Source organism: Qipengyuania vulgaris (assembly GCF_009827325.1).
Classification (GTDB): Bacteria; Pseudomonadota; Alphaproteobacteria; order Sphingomonadales; family Sphingomonadaceae; genus Qipengyuania; species Qipengyuania vulgaris.
Genome location: NZ_WTYC01000007.1, coordinates 51,086 through 70,068, shown reverse-complemented (window position 1 = coordinate 70,068; position 18,983 = coordinate 51,086). Strand labels below are relative to the sequence as shown.

The window sequence follows — 18,983 nt, the reverse complement described above, 5'->3', positions numbered from 1 at the left end:
GTTGGGTTACCCTCTTTTTTTGGTCGCGGCGCTTAAAGAGAGGCGGGAACGCAAACCCAGCGTAGCAGTTCGATTGCGTTCGCGAGCCCAGCTGGCCGTTTTAGCTTGTCCGGTTACCACCCCGTTCTTGCCGCTTTGATCAAGCTAGCGATGTGCCAGGAGCGGACCGACAGTTATCGACGCCGTTGCGGTCGCTCGATTCTTGTGCGAGTTTAATTTTTATGACGTGGCGGCTTCATCTTATAGATTGGCTCGGCGTGAGCGTCGGGCGCACGATCCAGATTGCTTGGGTGTTCTGGACTCTACTCGCAGTTTCGGCGTATTTTGATTGGGGCGGGCAGAAGGGTTGGACCGAATTTTTGGTCCCACTTTCGTGGCTCACACTTGTTGCTTTTGCTGTGATGCTCGCGATCCGGAAGCACGAGCTTTCCAGCGATTTGCATTGACCGCTCTCCACCCCGTAGCTGACAATTCGTCACAGTGCTCAACCGCCCGATTGCAGACTGGCGGCAAAAATTGTTGTGTCGGTCATCCGGTCGGTGGAGTAGACTACAGGCCAGATAACCACGGGGATTATGACATGAAGCAATTGATCTACCGCTCACATCCCTTTGGTTTTGATCACGCCATGCTTGCAGGAATCTTGATGCAAGCCCGGCGTAACAATCGCCTCAACGACATTACCGGCGCGCTGATATGTCGCCACGATCTGTATCTGCAATTGATCGAAGGGCCTCCCGCAGCGATTGATGCTCTCTATGCAAAAATTGTCGAGGATGATCGCCATAGCGAGGTCCGACTGGCGCTTTCCGAAGAGGTCGGCGAGCGAATGTTTCCGGATTGGGAAATGCTGGACGATGAAATGCCAACATTGAGCTGGTCGTCCGAGGAGGTCGCCGCTGGCGCGATCGAGGCGGCCACGCCAGAGGTTCTGCGTGAGGTTTTCGCTCAGGTTGCAGCCAAGGGCCGATTGAGAGCAACTCAGGCTTAGGGAGTTAAGGTCCGGGCGAACGACGAGGCCGTCCGCTGCGGGCGGATCGCCGTCTGCATCCGGCAAGCCCATCTGCTCTGTCCTACACGCGCGCGCTGCCATAATGCAGGGCGAATTCTGGGAGTTTGTTCCCCGCCAGCATTGGCCGAAGTTTCGATCGGCCTGTGTTCCGGGCCATCGCAAACCCTCGAAAATGCAAGACTCAGGACATGGACCGGACCCGTTCTCAATAGTCACACCGCCCGCGCGAAAAACGCCGTCAATATACTGAAAAACAAGGGTATCTCCGAAAGGTCACGGGCCTGGAAACGGCATCGCGCGGTCAATGTGCCGACGGACCCGGCAAGGCCTGAAGAACTTGGATCTGCAAACGAAAAGGGCGGACCGATGCGGCCCGCCCCTCTGCGATCGTCGATAAGATACCCGGTCGGCGGCGAGCCGCGCCGGACAGGCAGCCTACATCTGGCCGAGCATATGCTCTGCGCTGGAGACCGAGAAATCGCCCGGTGCCTCGACATTGAGCTGCTTCACGACGCCGTCTTCGACGAGCATCGAATAACGCTGGCTGCGATGGCCCATGCCGAAGCCGGAAAAATCCGCATCGAGGCCGGTGGCCTTGGCGAATTCGCCGTTACCGTCTGCCAGGACGGTAATGTCCTCGCTGCCGGCCGACTGGTTCCAGGCGCCCATCACGAAGGCATCGTTGACCGCGGTCGCGACGATTTCGTCGACGCCCTTCGCCTTCAGATCGTCTGCTTTCTCGACGAAGCCGGGCAGGTGCCTGGCGGAGCAGGTGGGGGTGAACGCACCCGGCACGCCGAACAGTGCCACGGTCTTGCCCTTGAAATAGTCGGAAGATTGAACCTGCTCGGGCCCGTCGGCGGTGGCCTTGACCAGCTTCACGTCGGGCAGGCGGTCGCCTACAGCGATTGTCATATCCTGGAACTCCTGTGTGTTTGCGTCCTCCCCTCGGACTTAGTGCGATTGCCCATGCTTGCAAGGAGTTCGGTATGGTTAAGTTCAGTTTACTGCGCAGGTTTAAATCCCGGTAAATTCTGCAGTGCATGATCCTTCGGTGGGCACGGGACACTCGCCCTCAGGGAGACCAGGGACATGCATTTCAAGAAGACGATTGCAGCCGCAGCGACGGCTGCTGCACTCATCATGACGCCGACCACCGCGAGCGCGGCGAGCCAGGACGAAGAGGTCCGCAAGCTCGACATCATGCTGATGGTGACCTCGCTGCGCTGCCGGATGGGGGCGGACGACTTCCAGCCGGATTACCGCAAGTTCACCACCGCGCACATCACCTCGCTCAACGCCGCCGCACGCGGCCTCGAAAAAGGTCTGGTGGGGCGCCACGGGCAGAAGGGCGCCAAGCGCGCGCTCGACCGCATCAGCGTCGGCATGGCCAACGAATACGGGCAGGGACACCCGTGGCTCGGCTGTGCGGAACTGAAGGAAATCACCTCCGACCTCGCCCAATCGAAGGATCCGGCAGTGCTTGCCCAGGCGGCAAGCGAGCTGCTCGGACCGGCGCCGCGCAGCGGGGGGCGCTGGGCGCGGCGCTAAGGCCTTTCGGGATCGTACCGGGAGGGCCGGAGGGGTAACTTGCCCTCCCACACACGAAGGGCTAGGGGCGGCGCCATCACGGTGCCGCCTCTTACACATGCGCGGCGCCTTTTTCATGATTGCAAAGGACCGCCCGTGGCCCAGTTCACCGATTACGTCATCAAGGATATCAGCCTCGCCAACTACGGCCGCGAGGAAATCCGCATCGCCGAAACCGAAATGCCGGGCCTGATGGCCACGCGCGAGGAGTATGGCGAAGCGCAGCCGCTCAAGGGCGCGCGCATCGTCGGCTCGCTCCACATGACCATCCAGACCGCCGTGCTGATCGAAACGCTGGTCGCGCTGGGCGCCGAAGTGCGCTGGGCAACCTGCAACATCTATTCCACGCAGGACCATGCCGCTGCCGCCATCGCCGCGCAGGACATCCCGGTCTTCGCGGTGAAGGGTGAAAGCCTGGCCGATTACTGGGACTATGTCGGCAAGATCTTCGACTGGTCCAGCGAGACCGACGAAGATCTCACCGCCAACCTCATCCTCGATGATGGCGGCGATGCGACAGCCTTCGCCCTCTGGGGGGCGCGTATCGAAGCGGGCGAGGAAATGCCCGAGCCGCAAAATGCCGAAGAAATCGAGATGCAACGCGCGCTGAAGGACTTCCTCAAGCGCAAGCCGGGCTACCTGACCAAGTCGGTCAAGGCCATCAAGGGCGTTTCGGAAGAGACGACCACCGGCGTCCACCGCCTCTATCACCTTGCCAAGAAGGGCAAGCTGCCGTTCCCCGCGATCAACGTGAACGACAGCGTCACCAAGTCGAAGTTCGACAACCTTTACGGCTGCCGCGAATCGCTGGTCGACGCGATCCGCCGCGCAACCGACGTGATGCTTTCGGGCAAGGTCGCCTGCGTTGCCGGTTATGGCGATGTCGGCAAGGGTTCGGCCCAGTCGCTCCGCAATGGCGGCGCGCGCGTGCTCGTCACCGAAATCGACCCGATCTGCGCGCTGCAGGCGGCGATGGAAGGCTATGAAGTCGTGACGATGGAAGAGGCCGTGAAGCGGGCCGACATCTTCGTCACCACCACGGGCAATGAAGACGTGATCACCGCCGAGCACATGAAGGCGATGAAGCCCATGAGCATCGTGTGCAACATCGGCCACTTCGACAGCGAGATCCAGATTTCCGCGCTGGACAATTACGAGTGGACTGAGCTGAAGCCAGGCACCGATCTGGTCAAGTTCCCTGACGGCAAGGAAATCATCGTGCTGGCCAAGGGCCGTCTCGTGAACCTCGCCTGCGCCACCGGCCACCCCAGCTTCGTGATGAGCTGTTCCTTCACCAACCAGGTACTGGCCCAGATCGAGCTGTGGAAAAACACCGACTCATACGAGAACGACGTCTACGTGCTCCCCAAGAAGCTCGACGAGAAGGTGGCAGCGCTTCATCTCGACAAGCTCGGCGTCCAGCTTACCAAGCTCAGCAAGGAACAGGCGGATTACATCGGCGTGCCGGTCGAAGGTCCGTTCAAGCCGGAACACTATCGCTATTGATCTACCGGATTTGGCGGCCCTGCCACCGCGGGGCCGCCAGCATTCCGGTTGCATCCATGACGCTGGCGGAATAGCTGGCAGGTAATGGAAATTTCGCCCGTATTCCTGCCTGTCATCGGCCTGCTGCTTGCGCTGTGGACCGGATGGGCAGTCTCGCTGATGTTCAAGGCGAGCCGCGACACCCAGAAGGCCGAGGCGCATCGCAAGGCGGCAAGGCGTCTTTCCCGCATGGTCGAGGAAGGCCCGGCGATTCCTCTGCTGGTACGCGTCGACGGACGGATCGAGGCACCCGATCGGTTCGCTCGCTGGCTCGGTCTCGACAAGGTCCCCGAATACCTCAGCGAACTGGCCGGTCCCGAGGGGATGGGTCTCTCCGAGGAACAGGTCGAACGCCTCTCCGCGCATGTCCGCCGAACGCAGAAGAGCGCAAGGCCGTTCAAGATGGCGCTGCGTCCGCCCGGTTCGGAGAAATCGCTCGCCCTGCGCGGCGCGCTGGCGGATCCGGCCGTATCACCCAGCGGTGCGGCGCTGATCTGGGCATTCGATTTCACCGAAACTGAAGACGAGCTCGCCCGCCTGGGTGAGGAGGCGGCGAGGGCTCGGGACGATTTTGGCGCACTGGTCGGACTGATTGAAGCCGCGCCCATGCCCATGTGGTTCCGCGGCGGCGACATGCAGCTGCGTCTCGTCAACAAGGCCTATGTCGAGGCGGTTGGCGCGCAGAGTGCGGACCAGGTAGTCGCCGAGCAGATCGAACTGGTCGAAAAGGTCGGTGGACGTACTGCCGCGCAGGTCGCGCAGCAGTCTGCCGACCGCCGCCAGCCCATCGAGCGTATCCTGTCCGCCACGATCAACAATGCGCGGCGCACGGTGCGGGTCACCGACTTGCCGCTCATGGGCGAAGGTATCGCCGGATACGCGATCGATATCGAGGAAATGGAAGAGCAGGCGCGTGAATTCCGCGCCTTCCGCGAAGCCCAGCGCTCGATGCTCGATCAGCTTTCCATCGGTGTGGCGCAGTTCGATGCACAGCAACGGATGAGCTTTGCCAACCAGCCGTTTCACCGCGTTTTCTCGCTGCCGCCGGGCGTCGTGTCCGAACGCATCCGCTTCGACCAGATGCTGACGATCGCCCGCGAAAACGGGAAGATCCCCGAGGTCCGTGATTTTCCCGCCTGGCGCAAGGAAATGGCCGAGTGGTTCCTCAAGGACGAGCCGGAGGAGGTCAACTGGCCGCTTCCGGACAGCACTCACCTGCGTATCGTCGCCCAGCCACTGCCAGACGGCGGGCTCGTCGTGATCGCGGAAGACCGCACCGAACAGCTCGCCCTTTCCGCCACGAGGGATACGCTGCTGCGAACCCGCACGGCGACCTTCGACAGCCTGTTCGAAGCTCTCGCGGTTTTCGCGCCCGACGGTCATCTCGAGCTGTGGAACCGCGGTTTCCCGATCGCCTGGGGGCTGGAAAGCGAAGTGCTGGATGGTCACCCGCAGGCGGAACAATTGCTTGCCGAGATCGCCAAGCAGCTTGCCGATCCGAAGGCTATTTCCGAAATCGGGCAGACGATTCGCGCAGCCACACTCGACCGCAAGAAGCGTGACGGGCGGATCGAACTCGCCGATGGCCGCACGCTGACCTATGCTGGCGTGCCGCTGCCGGACGGCAACGGACTGCTCACAGTTCTGGACGTGACCGCTTCGCAGCAGGCCGAGGAGGCTCTGCGCGAACGCAACCGGGCGCTGGAAGAGGCGGATGCGGTGATGACCCGGTTCCTCGCCAACATGAGCTACGAGTTCCGCACACCCCTGACTTCGATCGGTGGGTTCGCGGAATTGCTCTCTCAAGGAATCGCGGGCGATCTGAGTGCGCAGGCCCGGGATTATGTCCAGGCGATCACCACCTCGGTCGGCAAGCTTACCGAACAGGTCGAAAACGTACTAGACCTCTCGCAGTCCGAAGCCGGGCTGATGCCCTTGCGCAAGACGAAGGTCGAACTCCTGCCTTTCATTGAACAGATCGTGCGGAAACGCGAACAGGCTATACTCGACGCAGGCCTTACGCTCGACCTCAACGGCAATGCCAACAAGGTGGTGGAGGCGGATCGGCAGCAATTGCAACGCGCCATCGGTCACCTGCTCGACAACGCCATCACGCATACGCCCCGCGGCGGACGTATCCTGGTAGACATCGCCAAGCGACGCGGCGTCAACCGCATTGCAATTTCGGATAATGGTCAGGGCATGAGCCAGCACGAACTCGCTCGCGCGCTCGAAGGCATCCGCATGAGCAAGGACGGGAAGGGGATTGAGCGTCGCCATGGTCTCGGCATCCCGCTCGCGCGGCAATTGGTCGAGGCGCATGGCGGAACGCTCGAATTCCAGACACGCAAGAACGCCGGAACCACGGCCACGATCACTCTACCATGACGGTCCAGCTTCCCGATCTTTCTGCCATGCGGGAATTCGGCGCGCGCATCGCTGAGAACCTGCAGCCAGGCGATGTGCTTGCGCTTTCCGGTGGCCTCGGTGCCGGAAAAACCACGCTGGCACGCGCGATCATCGCTGCTCTGGGGCACGAAGGCGAAGTGCCGTCCCCGACGTTCACGATCGTCGAAACCTACGATCACCTGCGCGTGCCGTTGGTGCATGCTGATTTCTACCGGCTCGAACATCCGTCCGAGGCCGAGGAAATCGGCCTCGACGACTACCGCGAGGGCGCAGCCCTGATCGCCGAATGGCCGGATCATGCGGGCGGGTTCGAACACGAGCCGACCTGCCTCTCAATTACGCTGGAAACAGTGGGCGAGGGCAGGCAGGCCATTGTGATGCCAGGCGAGGCTTGGCAAAGCCGCATCCCATGAGTGATGCACTGATCGACGATATAAATGCCTTCCTCGGCCATACCGAATGGGAAGGTGCCGAAATCGCACCGCTGGTGGGCGACGCCTCCTTCCGCCGCTACTTTCGGGTGCGACTGGGAGGCAAGAGCGCGATGCTGATGCATGCGCCGCCGCCGCACGAGGATCCGAAGCCTTTCCTTCATGTCGCGCACTGGCTGAACGATAATTCCATGCGTGGTCCCGCAATTCTGGCAGAAGACGCATCCAGCGGATGGGTGCTGACCGAAGATTTCGGCGAGACGCGAATGAAAGAGTGGATCGACGATCATCCGGGCGATGAAAAGAACATCTACGCGCAAGCCATCGATACGCTTGTGAAGCTCCACCGGTTGCCGCCCGGCCCGTTCGAAGCTTACGACATGGCTGTCTACCAGCGCGAGGCGGCCCTGTTCACCGAGTGGTATTGTCCGGCCGTGAACCTGCAGGTGGACGTGGCCGGTTGGAGCCGCGCATGGGAAGAGGCGCTCATCCCGCTGCTGCCGCGGCAACAGCCGGGCGTCACCGTACTGCGCGACTATCACGCCGAAAACATCATGCTGCTCGATGCGGGCAGGCTGGCGGGGGAGCAGGGTCTGATCGATTTCCAGGACGCGTTGGTCGGCCATCCGGCATACGATCTCGTCAGCCTGCTGCAGGACGCGCGCCGCGACGTGTCCCAACAACTCGAACACGACATGCTTTGCCGCTATCGCGCCGCTGCCGACCCCGGCGAGCATTTCGAGGCCGATTACGCGCGGCTCGGTGCACAGCGAAATGCCAAGATCGTCGGCATCTTCACCCGGCTGTACAAGCGTGACGGAAAGCCGCGCTATCTCGACATGATCCCGCGCGTGTGGAAGGCGATGGAGCGGGATCTAGCCCATGAAGCCATGGCCCCGGTGGCACGCTGGTTCGATGCGAATATCCCGCATGCGCTTCGTGATTCGCATGGTGGAGAGATCGTTTGAGCGAGCTGGTTTCCGATACCGCCATGCTGATGGCCGCCGGCCTCGGCAAGCGCATGCGGCCACTAACGGCCTCTACGCCCAAGCCGATGGTCCGCGTGGCCGGGAAGCCGCTGATCGACCGTGCACTCGACCGGCTGGAAGATGCAGGGGTCGAGAAGGCCGTCGTCAACGTCCATTACCTTGCCGAATCCATCGAAGCGCATCTGAAATCCCGGCAGCATCCGGCGGTGACATTCTCGGACGAGCGCGAAGAGCTGCTGGAAACCGGCGGCGGCATGGTCAAAGCCGATAAGGCAGGGCTGCTGCCCGATCCTTTCTTCGCCTGCAATGCGGACAGCGTCTGGCTCGACGGACCGCGCAATGCCTTCGCAGATCTGTCGGATGCCTGGGACCCGGAGAAGATGGACGCGCTGCTGCTGGTGGTGACCCACGCACGCGCGAAGAATTTCGACGGTACGGGCGATTTCTACATGGACGGGGCAGGGCAGCTCACACGCAAGCTGCCGGGCCGCATCGCGCCCTTTATCTACACCGGCATCCAGCTGGTTTCACACCGCCTCTTGCGCGATGCGCCCGAGGGCAAGTTCTCCACCAATGTCCTGTGGGACCGTGCGATCGCGGAAGGCCGCCTTTACGGCGTCGCCTTCACCGGCATGTGGTATGAAGTCGGCACACCCGCACACATCAGGCCGACCGAGGAGGCTTTGACGGGTGGCTGAAGCGCGGCCAGCTTCACCTGCATCTGGGCCGAAAGTCTATTCCATCGCCGCACACCGGGGCTTTGCCGACGCGCTCGTCGCAGGCCTGGTGCCGCGCTATTCCGATCCCGAACTCGGCTTGGCGAGGCTTACCCTGCTCTTGCCGAGCAGCCGCGCGCGGCGCACCGTGTCCGAGGCCTTCATTCGCCATGCCGGAGACGAGGGAAGGGCGGGCCTGCTGATGCCGCGCATGGCGGTGGTGGGGGATCTCGATCTCGACGAGGCACTCGGGCCGCTGCTCGATCCGCTAGGGGCCAGCGAAATTCCGCCCGCCATCGACCCGCAGCGCCGCATGTTCGCGCTTGCCCGCCTGATCGCGGAGGAGATGGACGAGGATGCTCCCAAGGGCGCGACATTACTGCGGTTGGCGCGCGAAGCTGGGGCGACCATGGACCGCCTGCTGGTCGAGGATGTGGGTCCCGAACAACTGGTTGACGAGAAGGTCGTCAATATCTTCCCCGACCTATCGGCGCATTGGCAGGACTCGATCCGGCTGTTCGCCAACGTCCAGATTAAATGGCTCACATGGCTGGGCGAGAATGGCGTGCTCGACGCCGCCGCGCGTCGCAACCGCCTGTTCGACAAGGCGCGCGAGGCGTGGAAGGCGAACCCTCCTGCATCGCCTATCGTCGCAGCCGGTGTGACGAGTGCCGCGCCCGCGCTCGCCAAGTTGCTGCGGATAGTGAGCGAACTGCCGCAAGGCGCGGTAATCCTGCCCGATTTCGATCTCACGATGGATGCTGCTGTCTGGGACGAGCTCGGCCGTGCAGGCGATCGCCCGACACCGGAAGACACCGCCTTCGCGCGTGAGGACGCGGTGACGCATCCTCAGTACCACCTCAAGCTGCTCCTGAATCGCATGGGGGTGGCGCGCGAGGAAGTGCAGCCGTGGCACCGCAAGGGCATGACCGCCGCGCCGCCCGAGCGTAGCCATGCGATTTCGGCGCTGTTCCTCCCTCCCGAGGCGAGCAAGGTCTGGGTTGATCTGCCATCCGAGAAGCGCCGCATTGCGGGCGTGCGCATCATGGAAGCCGCCAATCCCGAGGAGGAGGCGCAGGCGATCGCGCTGCTGGTGCGCAAGGCGCTGGTCGAGCCGGAAAGACGCGTCGCGGTGGTCACGCCCGATCGCCCGCTCGCGCGGCGTGTCGTGCATCACCTAGCGCGCTGGAACATCGTTGCCGACGACTCTGCTGGCCGCCCGCTTTCACACACCGCCGCGGGCCGTGCTTTCCTGCTCGCTGCCGAAGTGATGGCCGAGGGCGCGCGCGCGGTGCCTCTGATGGCGCTTCTCGGTCATCCGCTGGTCGATGGCGGGATGGAGCGCGGCGTCTGGCTGCGGCGGCTGCGCAGGCTGGAGCGCGAATTGCGCGGGCCGCGTCTCACGCCCGGGCTCGAACCGGTACGCACGGAAATCGCCAGACTCTCCCGGCGTCACCCCGAAATGGCCGAATGGTGGGCGATTGCCGAAGAGCGGCTGGCGCCGCTGGTCGAGATCGACCGCGAAACGCCCGTCAGTCTCGCCGACTTGATCGACACGCTCGCAGCGTGCGCGGAGGCGCTGTGCGGCGACAAACTGTGGGCGCAGGAAGATGGCCGGACGCTCGCCGGATTCGTCGAGGAATTCCGTCTCCACGCCCGAGAATCCGGTTTTGCCGTTGCCCCCCGCGATGTCGCCGCCGTGCTTGCCGACGCGATGGAAGAGCGTGCGGTGCGACCGCCCTACGGCGGCCATGCGCGGGTGCAGGTGCTGGGCTTGCTCGAAGCGCGGATGAACCGTGCGGATCTCGTGATCTGTGCTGGCCTGAACGAAGGCGTATGGCCCGCGCGTGGGAGTATCGATGCCTTGCTCGCTGCTCCGGTACTACGCGCGCTGGGTGTGCCGGGCGGCGATTTCCGCATCGGCCTTTCCGCGCACGACCTGGCGGGTGCGATGGGCGCGCCCGAAGTGGTCCTGAGCCGATCGAACCGCGATGAGGGCGGCCCCGCGATCCCCAGCCGTTTCCTCCTGCGCGTGCAAGCGCTGCTCGGCGACCTCCTGCCCCGCCATCAGGACAGCGAAACCATTGCGCTCGCTCGCGTCATGACCCGCGCCGAGCCGGCTCCCGACTACCCGCGCCCCATGCCCAGGCCCACACCGCAGCAGCGCGACGTCGACATCTCCGCCACCGCGCTCGATAGACTGCTGGGCGACCCATACCAGTTCTTCGCGCAGAAGATCATGGGCCTGTCCGATCTGGACGCGCTCGATGCCGATCCGAACCCGCTGTGGCAGGGCAATATCGCGCATGAGATCCTCGAGCGCTGGCACAATGCGCAGAAGGCCGATCCATCCGCGCGCATCGCCCCGATTATGGAGCAGGTGCTCGACGAGGAGAATGCCGATCCGCTGGTGCGAGGCCTGTGGCAGCCGCGCCTGCAGAAGGCCCTCGAATGGGTCGAGGAAACGGTCGGCAGTTACACCACTCGGAAAGTGCTGGCGGTCGAAGCCACGGGTTCGATGCGTTTCGACGAGGTCCTTGTCCACGGCCGCGCCGACCGGATCGACTGGCTGGAGGACGGCAGCCTCGCCATCGTGGATTACAAGACCGGTAAGCCGTCCAGCGCGGCCATGGTGGAGCAGGGCTTCGCGCTCCAGCTCGGCATCCTCGGGCTGATAGCCGAACAGGATGGCTTCACGGAGGCGTCAGGGCAGCCGGGTGCCTATGAATACTGGTCGCTCGGTCGCGCCAAGGACGATAACCCGCACGGCTTCGGCTATGTCGAGGTGCCGCTCAAGGTGGGCAAGAAGCGTAGCGGCATCGAGCCGGAAGAATTCCTCCCACTGACTCGCGCCAAGCTGGGCGAGGTGATCGGTAAATACATCAAGGGCGATGCGCCGTTCACCGCGCGCGAGAATCCGGATTATCCGGCCTACGACACGTTCGACCAGCTGATGCGGCTCGAGGAATGGCTCCCGCGCCAGGCCGATGAGGGAGACGCCCCATGAGCGGCAAGGTCTATCCTCTCGAAGGCGCGCAAGGCCTCAGCGTGAACCCGCTGGAAAGCGTCTGGCTCTCGGCCAGCGCCGGAACGGGCAAGACGCAGGTCCTCTCCGCACGTGTGTTGCGGCTGCTGCTCCAGCCGGGGGCCGATCCCTCGCAGATCCTCTGCCTCACCTTCACCAAGGCGGGCGCAGCGGAGATGGCGGTGCGCGTCAACGCGGTGCTCGCGCGCTGGGTACGCATGGACGCGGGCAAGCTGGCGCAGGAACTGGGCCATCTTGGCGCGCCCATCGATCCTGCTACGCAGGCGCGCGCCCGCTCGCTCTTCGCCCGCGTGCTCGATTGCCCGGGCGGCGGCCTGCGTATCGATACGATTCACGCTTTCGCCCAATATCTCCTCGGCGCCTTCCCGAGCGAGGCGGGCGTGCTCCCCGGCAGCCAGCCGATGGAAGACCGCGACCGCGACCTGCTCAGCCGCGACGTGCTTTCCGACCTGCTGGCCGAGGGCGATGTGCAAGTCCGCGAGGCGATAGCCGAAATGAGCCGCCGCAAGGGCCCAGATGCGGTCCTCGGCTGGCTCATGCGCTGTGCGCGTCACAAGGAACTGTGGGACCAGCCGGGGTGGCAGCATAGCCTCGATCAGCCGGTGCGCCGTGTGCTGGACATTCCGGTCGATGCGGACGCAGGCTGGGTGGCGGAAGCCTGTTCGGATGACGTCTTTCCTGTCTCCGACCTGCTTGCCTGCAGCCGGACCAATGCGGATTGGGGCAGCAAGACGGGTCTCGACAATGCCGATTTCGCTTCCGGGTGGCTGGCCGCGAGCGAGGGCGAACGCCTTGCGCGGATCGACCAGTTCCTCGTCACGCTGCTGACCAAGAAGGGCGAGCCGAGCCGTCTGTCGAATCTCGAAAAGGTCGATCCCTCCTACGGCCTCCACATCGCCCGCGTGATGGAGGGAGTCGAACAGGTGCGCGAACGCGCCTCCCTGCTCGATCTCGCCGCCTTCCTCGCCCCGCAATTGACCGTCGGCCGCGCCTTCGCCCGGCGCTGGGAAGAGGCCAAGGCACGCGAAGGCCTCGTCGATTTCGACGATCTCATCCACCGCGCCGCGCGCCTGCTCTCGTCCAGCCAGATGGCCGACTGGATCCGCTACAAGCTCGACCGGAGCTTCGATCATATCCTCGTCGATGAAGCGCAGGATACCAACCGGGCGCAATGGGCCATCGTGAAGGCGCTGACGGACGATTATTTCGACGGGCTGGGCGCACATGGGAATGCCGTGCGGACCATCTTCACCGTCGGCGATTACAAGCAGGCGATCTTCGGTTTCCAGGGCACCAGCCCGGAGAACTTCCGCGAGGCGCGCGACTATTTCAAGGGCAAGATGGAAGCCGCGGCCAGCGCCGCCGAACAGGCGCGCACCAATGCCAGTGCGGGGCGGCTGGAAGAATACGACCTCGGCCGCAGCTACCGGACCAACCAGACCGTGCTCGGCTTCGTCGACCGCGCAATGGAGGGTATCGGATATGAAGGCTTCGGCCTCGAAGAGCCCTCACCGCCGCACAAGGGGGCCGACGCGCCCGGTCTCGTCACGCTGTGGAAGGATGTCCGCGTTGCGGAGGGCGAGGATGACGATGGCGAGCAGGAGAACGGCTGGCTCGCCCGGCACGACCGGCTGATAGCGGATCGGATCGCGCGGCAGGTCGCCGAATGGCTCGATCCCAGGGGCGAAGGCTTTACGCTGGTCAAGGGTGACAGGCCCCGCCGCGCTGGCGCGGGCGATGTCATGGTGCTGGTGCAGAAGCGGCGCGAGCTTGCTTCGCTGATCGTCGCCCGGCTCTATGCGCATGGCGTGCCGGTGGCGGGCGTCGACCGGCTCAGGCTCGGCAACCCGCTGGCGGTAAAGGATTTGATGGCGGCGATCCGCTTCGCCGCGCAACCGCTGGACGATCTCACCCTTGCCAATCTGCTCGTCTCGCCGCTGATCGGCTGGAGCCAGGAAGATCTGCTCGCCTATGGCTGGCGTGAAAAGGGCATCCGGTTGTGGGAGCATCTCCGCGGTTCGGGCGAACCCTTCGTCGCGCAGACGGTCCACACTTTGCGTGAAGTGCTTCGCCGCGCCGATTACGACAGCCCGCAGCAATTGCTGCACTGGATACTCGTCGGCCCTATGGATGGGCGTCGCGCTCTGGTCGCGCGGTTGGGGCGCGAGGCGAACGATCCGATCGACGAACTGCTCAACGCGGCCAATGCCTATGCCAGCAGCCATGTGGCGAGCCTGCAGGGCTTCATCCGCTGGTTCGACGCGGGCGATGGCGAGCTGAAGCGCGAAGCGGGCGAGGGCGGAGACCAGGTCCGCGTCATGACCGTCCACGGCTCGAAAGGATTGCAGGCGCCGATCGTAATCCTCGCCGATGCGGCGATCCGCCCGGATGCCTCGGGCGATTTGTCGCTGGAGGAAACATCGCTGGGCTCGGCCGAGAGCAACGTCATCCCACTGCCTTCGCTGACGAAGGAGGAGAAGGTCGGTCCGGTACGCGCGGTGGAGGAGGAGAATGCAGCACGCTCGATGCAGGAACATTGGCGATTGCTCTATGTCGCCATGACCCGCGCAGAGGAAGCGCTGTTCATCGGCGGCTCGCTCGGGCCGCGCGATGCGAAGAACGGTCCACATGAAGACAGCTGGTATGCGCGGCTGGCAGCGCTGTTCGATGCCGATGCGGCGCTTGAAGACCCGATCTGGGGTGCGCGCTGGGAAGTGGGCGAACGCGCGCCTTCGGTTTCGCCGTCGGAGAAGTCCGCTACCGCGCCCCTTGCCGAACTTCCCGAATGGGCCCGTCAGCCCGTCGGCCCCGAACCGCGACCGCCGCGTCCGCTTGCCCCATCGGGACTGGGCGAAGTCGAAGGCAGCGATCCGCCGCTTCCGCCCGAAGTGGCGGCAGGGGCTGCGCGGCGCGGCGTGTTGATCCACGCGCTGCTCGAGCGCCTGCCCGAAGTGGCAAGCGACAAGCGCGAAGATCGGGCGCGAGGCTGGCTAGCCCATCAGGCGCCCGATCTGGCGGAGGAAGAGCGGGAGGAATTGCTCGCCCGCGCGCTCGCCGTGCTTGCCGAACCCGGCTTCGCGGAGATTTTCGGCGCCGGTGCGCTGGCGGAAATCCCGCTTGCCGCTACGGTCGAAGGGCAGGTCGTCATGGGTACGGCCGACCGGTTGCTGGTAACCAGCGAGAAAGTGGTGGTGGTCGATTTCAAGACCGCCCGTCGCCCGCCGACCTCGCTCGGCACCATACCCGGCAGCACGATGCGCCAGATGGCGGCCTATGTCGCGGCGCTGGAAGCGATCTATCCCGGTCGCACCGTCGAGGCCGCCGTGCTCTATACCCAGACGCCGCAACTCATCGCCTTGCCTGCCGATAAAATCGCCGCTTACAAGGCCGCGTTTGCGGATCGGCAGGAAAGCTTTTCCGCGCATAGCGTTGAGTAATTGACCCCCGCGCCCATATGAACGGGCAAGACATCAGACTATCCAGGAGTATCCCATGGCCACCATCAACGTCACCGACGAAGGCTTCCAGAAAGACGTTCTCGACAGCGACAAGCCCGTCCTCGTGGATTTCTGGGCCGAATGGTGCGGGCCGTGCAAGATGATCGCCCCGGCGCTGGAAGAACTGTCAGAAGAACTGGCCGACAAGGTGACCATCGCCAAGATGGACATCATGGAAAACACCGGCGTACCCGGGAAGATGGGCGTCCAGTCGATCCCTTACCTCGTCCTGTTCAAGAACGGCGAACCTGCTGCGCAGATGCGCGGTGCGGCGCCCAAGGGCCAGCTCAAGCAGTGGCTCGAAGGCGAGCTCTGAAGCCGACCTTTCGCAACATCATTCCGCCGCAATCTTGTTTTGCGGTGCAACATTGCTAAACGCGTGAGACCATGAAGCGCACGCATCTGCCCCTCAACGCCCTCCGCGTCTATGACGCCGCGGCCCGCCACCTCAGTTTCACCCGCGCTGCGGACGAACTGGCGGTGACGCCGGCCGCGGTCGGCCAGCAGATCCGCGCGCTCGAAGATCACCTCGGCACCGTCCTGTTCCGCCGCACCAGCAAGGGGCTGGAGCTGACGCAGGAAGGCGCGGCCGGGCTCGATTCGCTGCGCGAAGGTTTCCTCAAGTTCGAGGAGAGTGTCTCCGCCATGCAGGCGGGGCAGGCCAGCGACAGCTATACCATCGCCTGCCCGCGCGAATTCTATGCGCAGTGGCTCGCCACGCGGCTGGCGGCCTTCGCCAAGGAAAACCCCGACATCCGCTTCGCCTTCGTGGCGGACGAGAACGCCGATTTCACCGAAGCCAATCTCGATTGCGCGATCCGGCTGGTCGACGGGCCGGGCGACCTGCAGGGCGTCGAACTCGCCGCTGCACGCCGGGTGACGGTGGCTGCGCCGGGTGCGCCGGACAAGTGGATCGACTGGGGCCTGCCGCTGCAGGATGGCGTGCAGGCGCATGTCACGGTGAGCAATGCCGGTCAGGCGCTCTCGGGCGCTATGGCCGGGCTGGGCAAGGCGATCCTGCCCGAATTGCTCGCCAAGGATGCGATCGAGGCGGGCCAACTCGAAGTGCTCGACGGACCGGAACAGGGGACGCGCGCCTACTGGCTCGTCGCCCCGACGCCGCAATGGCGCACCAAGAAGGTGAAATCGCTGGTCGAATTCCTCGCCGGTTGATGCGCGAGGTACCCGTTCTCCGGACGGCCCGTTTCACCCTCCGCGCGATGCGGCGCAGCGACACTGCCGCACTGTTCCCGACGCTCTCCGACGAAGCGCAATGTCGCTATCTCACGCGGCCCGCATTCGAAAGCGAAGAGGAACTGTGGGGCTGGCTAGCCGATCCGGAATGGAACGGGCGCACCTGGATTGCCGAAGATGCGGCAGGCAAGGTCGCAGGGCGCTTCGTGGCCTATCCTGCGCATGAGGACGGGATAGAGGAAATCGGCTACATCACCTGTGCCGACCGCCAGGGCGCGGGTGTGGCGCGCGAATGCACCGCTGCGCTGGTGCGTCACCTCATCGAAGGCGAGGGCAAGCGCAAGCTCATCGCCGAAGCCGATATGCGCAACAGTGCCTCGATCCGCCTGCTGGAGCGCCTCGGCTTCAGCCGCGAGGCGCTTTTTCGCGAGCATGAAACCACGCACGCAGGCCTGTGCGACGTGGCGATCTACGGCCTGCTCGCTACCGATCCGCTACCCGAAGACTAGCCCCGGAACGCCGCATAGACGGCGGCGATGCCCGGCGGGTCGCCGGCCGCTTCCAGCCGTTCCAGAGCCTCGTCCACGCCCAGCGAATAGGACAGCACCGTGCCGTCCGATCCGCTGCGTTCGCCGCCCAGCAGGCGGGCGAAGGCGATGGCGCTGCGGTTTTCCGCCAGCGTATCCATGCTGAAGCGCGCGATGCCCTCTGCGCGCGCTTCGTGCAGCAGCGTGGCGGTGAGGATCTTGCCCAGTCCCATCCCGTGCCAGTCGTCGAGTATGCCCACGGAGAACTCCGCGCAGCCCCGGTCCTCGGCATCGCGGAAGGCGTGGACCGCGCCGATCGCGGGCTCTTCGGCGTCGGAGCTGTCGATCGCCCCCCAGGCGAGGTGCATGTCGCCATCGGCGTCGAGCAGCCGGTCGATTACCCAGTCGGGCGGGGCGGAGGCGCCGGAGAAGAAGCGCATGTAGCGCGAATGCGGGCTCATCCGCGCGATTCCCTCCCGGATGCGCGCCTCGTCCCCGCGCGTCACGCGGCGCAGGCAGACGGGGGTGCCGTTCTCCAGATGCGTCTCGATGATGTCGGGCGAGCGGGGAATGCGGGCCTCCTTGGTGATGGCGCGGGCAGCATAGCAGCGCCGCCGCGCATGGGGAGGGGAAAACGGGAACGCGCACCGGCCCCGCGTCAGGACGTCCCTCGCTCCCGCTCCCGCTGCTCGTCCAGCACCTCGCGCCGGATTTTTTCATAGACCGGATGGCCCGGCCTCAGGTCGCGCTCGTCCACGCGGAAGGCGCCGCGCAGGTTGAGGAGGTAGATGAGCAGGCCGTTGCCGCGCCCGCCCCAACCGCTGACGGGATCGTCGTCGAACCCGCCCTTCAGCGCCCGCTCCAGCGCGCAATCCTCCAGCCGCTCGGTCCCGTGGCGCAGCGCGGCGTCCCATGCAGCGGCAAACCCTTCCGCCCCGGGCCGCGCGCGCAGCTTGTAGAGCGCCTCGATGCTCCTCCCGATGGACCGCGCGGCCTGCTTCACGATCCCGCTGGCCGCCAGCACGGCGACGAAGCGGCGCTGCAGGTCGGGCGTGATCGAATTGCGGCGCGGCTGCTTGTGGAGATAGGGCGCGAAGGCGAGCAGCGGGTCGTCGTCCTCGGGCAGGGGCGAGACATGCGCGGCGGCAGAGGTCGCCTGGCGGGCGATCTTGCGGGTGGGGACAGGTGAGGGCGGGGGGGATCCGGACACCCACGGTCCCAATCAAAATTCCGCCGGGTAGGAAAACGGTTTCTAACCAAGCCGCCCACGAAAAAGGCGGCGGCCGTCGCAATGACAGCCGCCGCCCGAATTTTCGCCGACGATGATGCGCCAGCTAACCGGCTTAGTAGCCTTCTTCGACCTGATCTTCGGCCGTGTCACCCATTTCGCCCATGGCGTCGGCTTCGGCGTCGAGAGCTTCTTCGGTCGCTTCATCGCCCTGTGCTTCGGCGAGGTCGGCCTGCTCTTCAAGCAGATCTTCCTGCGATTCCATTTCCTGCTCGGCCAGGTCTTCCTGAGCTTCCTGCTCGCTTTCAGCACATGCGCTGAGCGAGAGAGCGGCAGCGGCGGCCGATGCGATGATAGCGGTTTTTCCGAACTTCATTGGGGTTCCCCTTGTAGTGAACTTGCGACGACGCGAACGCGCCGTCTGCCCTACATACGGACGACGGCCACATTTGTGCCATCTTTTTTTGGTCCGTAGCCTAGCCCCCCTTCAACCACGCCAGCGCGCCTGCTTCCATCGCCTTGAACTTGGGCCAGTTCTCGGGTTCGTCCGCCAGCGGCGCACAGAGGAGGGCAGTGCCTTCGGGCAATTGCCACTTGATGCGGTGGTAGAGTTTGGAGCGGGTGAGGGCGGATCGCACCAGCCAGAGGCCCTCTGCCAGCGGATGCCCGTCCCCATTCAGGTCGAGCGGCTGCGATGGAGCGGCCCCGGGTTCGTGCCAGATCAGGTAGAGCGAGGTTTCGTCGGCCATACCGGATCAATGCAACGGAGCAGCGAAAGTTCGGGCGAAGATGGGAGGTT

At 64.6% G+C, this 18,983-nt stretch carries 17 protein-coding genes; 12 read left to right on the top strand and 5 right to left on the bottom strand.

Features of this window, described 5'->3' with window-relative positions; translation table 11 throughout:
• Positions 1–580: 580 nt before the first annotated feature.
• Positions 581–991, top strand: coding sequence for a BLUF domain-containing protein (locus tag GRI69_RS12725; protein ID WP_160728656.1), 411 nt, complete (start codon positions 581–583; stop codon positions 989–991).
• Positions 992–1,447: 456 nt separating this feature from the next.
• Here the strand turns inward: GRI69_RS12725 and GRI69_RS12720 are convergent, their stop codons facing one another.
• A complete protein-coding gene (locus tag GRI69_RS12720) occupies positions 1,448–1,927 on the bottom strand; it encodes a peroxiredoxin (RefSeq protein ID WP_160728655.1) in 480 nt (159 codons plus the stop codon).
• A 177-nt stretch (positions 1,928–2,104) separates the two neighbouring features.
• Here GRI69_RS12720 and GRI69_RS12715 point away from each other — a divergent pair, with 177 nt between their 5' ends.
• The 11 genes from GRI69_RS12715 (at position 2,105) to GRI69_RS12665 (ending at position 16,938) form a co-directional block, all read left to right on the top strand.
• The gene (locus GRI69_RS12715) at positions 2,105–2,563 is read left to right on the top strand and encodes an S-adenosyl-L-homocysteine hydrolase (RefSeq protein ID WP_160728654.1); all 459 of its coding nucleotides are present in this window, start codon (positions 2,105–2,107) and stop codon (positions 2,561–2,563) included.
• Between the two features lie 135 nt (positions 2,564–2,698).
• Positions 2,699–4,108, top strand: coding sequence for an adenosylhomocysteinase (gene ahcY, locus GRI69_RS12710; RefSeq protein WP_160728653.1), 1,410 nt, complete (start codon positions 2,699–2,701; stop codon positions 4,106–4,108).
• Between the two features lie 84 nt (positions 4,109–4,192).
• Positions 4,193–6,535, top strand: coding sequence for a sensor histidine kinase (locus GRI69_RS12705; RefSeq protein WP_160728652.1), 2,343 nt, complete (start codon positions 4,193–4,195; stop codon positions 6,533–6,535).
• The gene (gene tsaE / locus GRI69_RS12700) at positions 6,532–6,969 is read left to right on the top strand and encodes a tRNA (adenosine(37)-N6)-threonylcarbamoyltransferase complex ATPase subunit type 1 TsaE (RefSeq protein ID WP_160728651.1); all 438 of its coding nucleotides are present in this window, start codon (positions 6,532–6,534) and stop codon (positions 6,967–6,969) included. The genes GRI69_RS12705 and tsaE overlap by 4 nt, the downstream gene beginning before the upstream one ends.
• A complete protein-coding gene (locus tag GRI69_RS12695; RefSeq protein WP_160728650.1) occupies positions 6,966–7,955 on the top strand; it encodes an aminoglycoside phosphotransferase family protein in 990 nt (329 codons plus the stop codon). The genes tsaE and GRI69_RS12695 overlap by 4 nt, the downstream gene beginning before the upstream one ends.
• The gene (locus tag GRI69_RS12690; RefSeq protein ID WP_202392013.1) at positions 7,952–8,674 is read left to right on the top strand and encodes a nucleotidyltransferase family protein; all 723 of its coding nucleotides are present in this window, start codon (positions 7,952–7,954) and stop codon (positions 8,672–8,674) included. The genes GRI69_RS12695 and GRI69_RS12690 overlap by 4 nt, the downstream gene beginning before the upstream one ends.
• Positions 8,667–11,699, top strand: coding sequence for a double-strand break repair protein AddB (gene addB, locus GRI69_RS12685; protein WP_160728649.1), 3,033 nt, complete (start codon positions 8,667–8,669; stop codon positions 11,697–11,699). Before GRI69_RS12690 ends, addB begins: the two co-directional genes overlap by 8 nt.
• Positions 11,696–15,175, top strand: coding sequence for a double-strand break repair helicase AddA (gene addA / locus GRI69_RS12680; protein ID WP_160728648.1), 3,480 nt, complete (start codon positions 11,696–11,698; stop codon positions 15,173–15,175). Before addB ends, addA begins: the two co-directional genes overlap by 4 nt.
• Before the next feature lie 55 nt (positions 15,176–15,230).
• Positions 15,231–15,551 (top strand): thioredoxin, encoded by a 321-nt coding sequence (gene trxA, locus GRI69_RS12675; protein ID WP_160728647.1) that lies wholly within the window; start codon positions 15,231–15,233, stop codon positions 15,549–15,551.
• A 71-nt stretch (positions 15,552–15,622) separates the two neighbouring features.
• Complete coding sequence (locus GRI69_RS12670; protein WP_160728646.1) at positions 15,623–16,408, top strand: LysR substrate-binding domain-containing protein; 786 nt, start codon at positions 15,623–15,625, stop codon at positions 16,406–16,408.
• On the top strand, positions 16,408–16,938 hold the full coding sequence (locus GRI69_RS12665) for a GNAT family N-acetyltransferase (RefSeq protein ID WP_160728645.1): 531 nt from the start codon (positions 16,408–16,410) through the stop codon (positions 16,936–16,938). The genes GRI69_RS12670 and GRI69_RS12665 overlap by 1 nt, the downstream gene beginning before the upstream one ends.
• Here the strand turns inward: GRI69_RS12665 and GRI69_RS12660 are convergent.
• The 4 genes from GRI69_RS12660 to GRI69_RS12645 form a co-directional block, all read right to left on the bottom strand.
• Positions 16,935–17,417 carry a GNAT family N-acetyltransferase gene (locus GRI69_RS12660; protein ID WP_237453100.1) on the bottom strand — a complete coding sequence of 161 codons (483 nt, stop codon included), beginning with the start codon at positions 17,415–17,417 and terminating at the stop codon, positions 16,935–16,937. The genes GRI69_RS12665 and GRI69_RS12660 overlap by 4 nt on opposite strands.
• Positions 17,418–17,614: 197 nt before the next feature.
• The gene (locus GRI69_RS12655) at positions 17,615–18,166 is read right to left on the bottom strand and encodes a hypothetical protein (protein ID WP_160728644.1); all 552 of its coding nucleotides are present in this window, start codon (positions 18,164–18,166) and stop codon (positions 17,615–17,617) included.
• A 133-nt stretch (positions 18,167–18,299) separates the two neighbouring features.
• Positions 18,300–18,560: a hypothetical protein gene (locus tag GRI69_RS12650; protein ID WP_160728643.1), complete on the bottom strand. Its 261-nt coding sequence runs from the start codon at positions 18,558–18,560 to the stop codon at positions 18,300–18,302.
• 100 nt (positions 18,561–18,660) lie between these two features.
• Positions 18,661–18,933 carry a hypothetical protein gene (locus GRI69_RS12645; protein WP_160728642.1) on the bottom strand — a complete coding sequence of 91 codons (273 nt, stop codon included), beginning with the start codon at positions 18,931–18,933 and terminating at the stop codon, positions 18,661–18,663.
• Positions 18,934–18,983: the final 50 nt, after the last annotated feature.

Bases quoted from the DNA above. Each gene is read 5' to 3' on its own strand.
- GRI69_RS12725 (WP_160728656.1), top strand. From the start codon at position 581: ATGAAGCAATTGATCTACCGCTCACATCCCTTTGGTTTTGATCACGCC.
- GRI69_RS12720 (WP_160728655.1), bottom strand. From the start codon at position 1,927: ATGACAATCGCTGTAGGCGACCGCCTGCCCGACGTGAAGCTGGTCAAG.
- GRI69_RS12715 (WP_160728654.1), top strand. From the start codon at position 2,105: ATGCATTTCAAGAAGACGATTGCAGCCGCAGCGACGGCTGCTGCACTC.
- GRI69_RS12705 (WP_160728652.1), top strand. From the start codon at position 4,193: ATGGAAATTTCGCCCGTATTCCTGCCTGTCATCGGCCTGCTGCTTGCG.
- tsaE (WP_160728651.1), top strand. From the start codon at position 6,532: ATGACGGTCCAGCTTCCCGATCTTTCTGCCATGCGGGAATTCGGCGCG.
- GRI69_RS12695 (WP_160728650.1), top strand. From the start codon at position 6,966: ATGAGTGATGCACTGATCGACGATATAAATGCCTTCCTCGGCCATACC.
- addA (WP_160728648.1), top strand. From the start codon at position 11,696: ATGAGCGGCAAGGTCTATCCTCTCGAAGGCGCGCAAGGCCTCAGCGTG.
- trxA (WP_160728647.1), top strand. From the start codon at position 15,231: ATGGCCACCATCAACGTCACCGACGAAGGCTTCCAGAAAGACGTTCTC.
- GRI69_RS12670 (WP_160728646.1), top strand. From the start codon at position 15,623: ATGAAGCGCACGCATCTGCCCCTCAACGCCCTCCGCGTCTATGACGCC.
- GRI69_RS12665 (WP_160728645.1), top strand. From the start codon at position 16,408: ATGCGCGAGGTACCCGTTCTCCGGACGGCCCGTTTCACCCTCCGCGCG.
- GRI69_RS12660 (WP_237453100.1), bottom strand. From the start codon at position 17,417: ATGAGCCCGCATTCGCGCTACATGCGCTTCTTCTCCGGCGCCTCCGCC.
- GRI69_RS12650 (WP_160728643.1), bottom strand. From the start codon at position 18,560: ATGAAGTTCGGAAAAACCGCTATCATCGCATCGGCCGCCGCTGCCGCT.
- GRI69_RS12645 (WP_160728642.1), bottom strand. From the start codon at position 18,933: ATGGCCGACGAAACCTCGCTCTACCTGATCTGGCACGAACCCGGGGCC.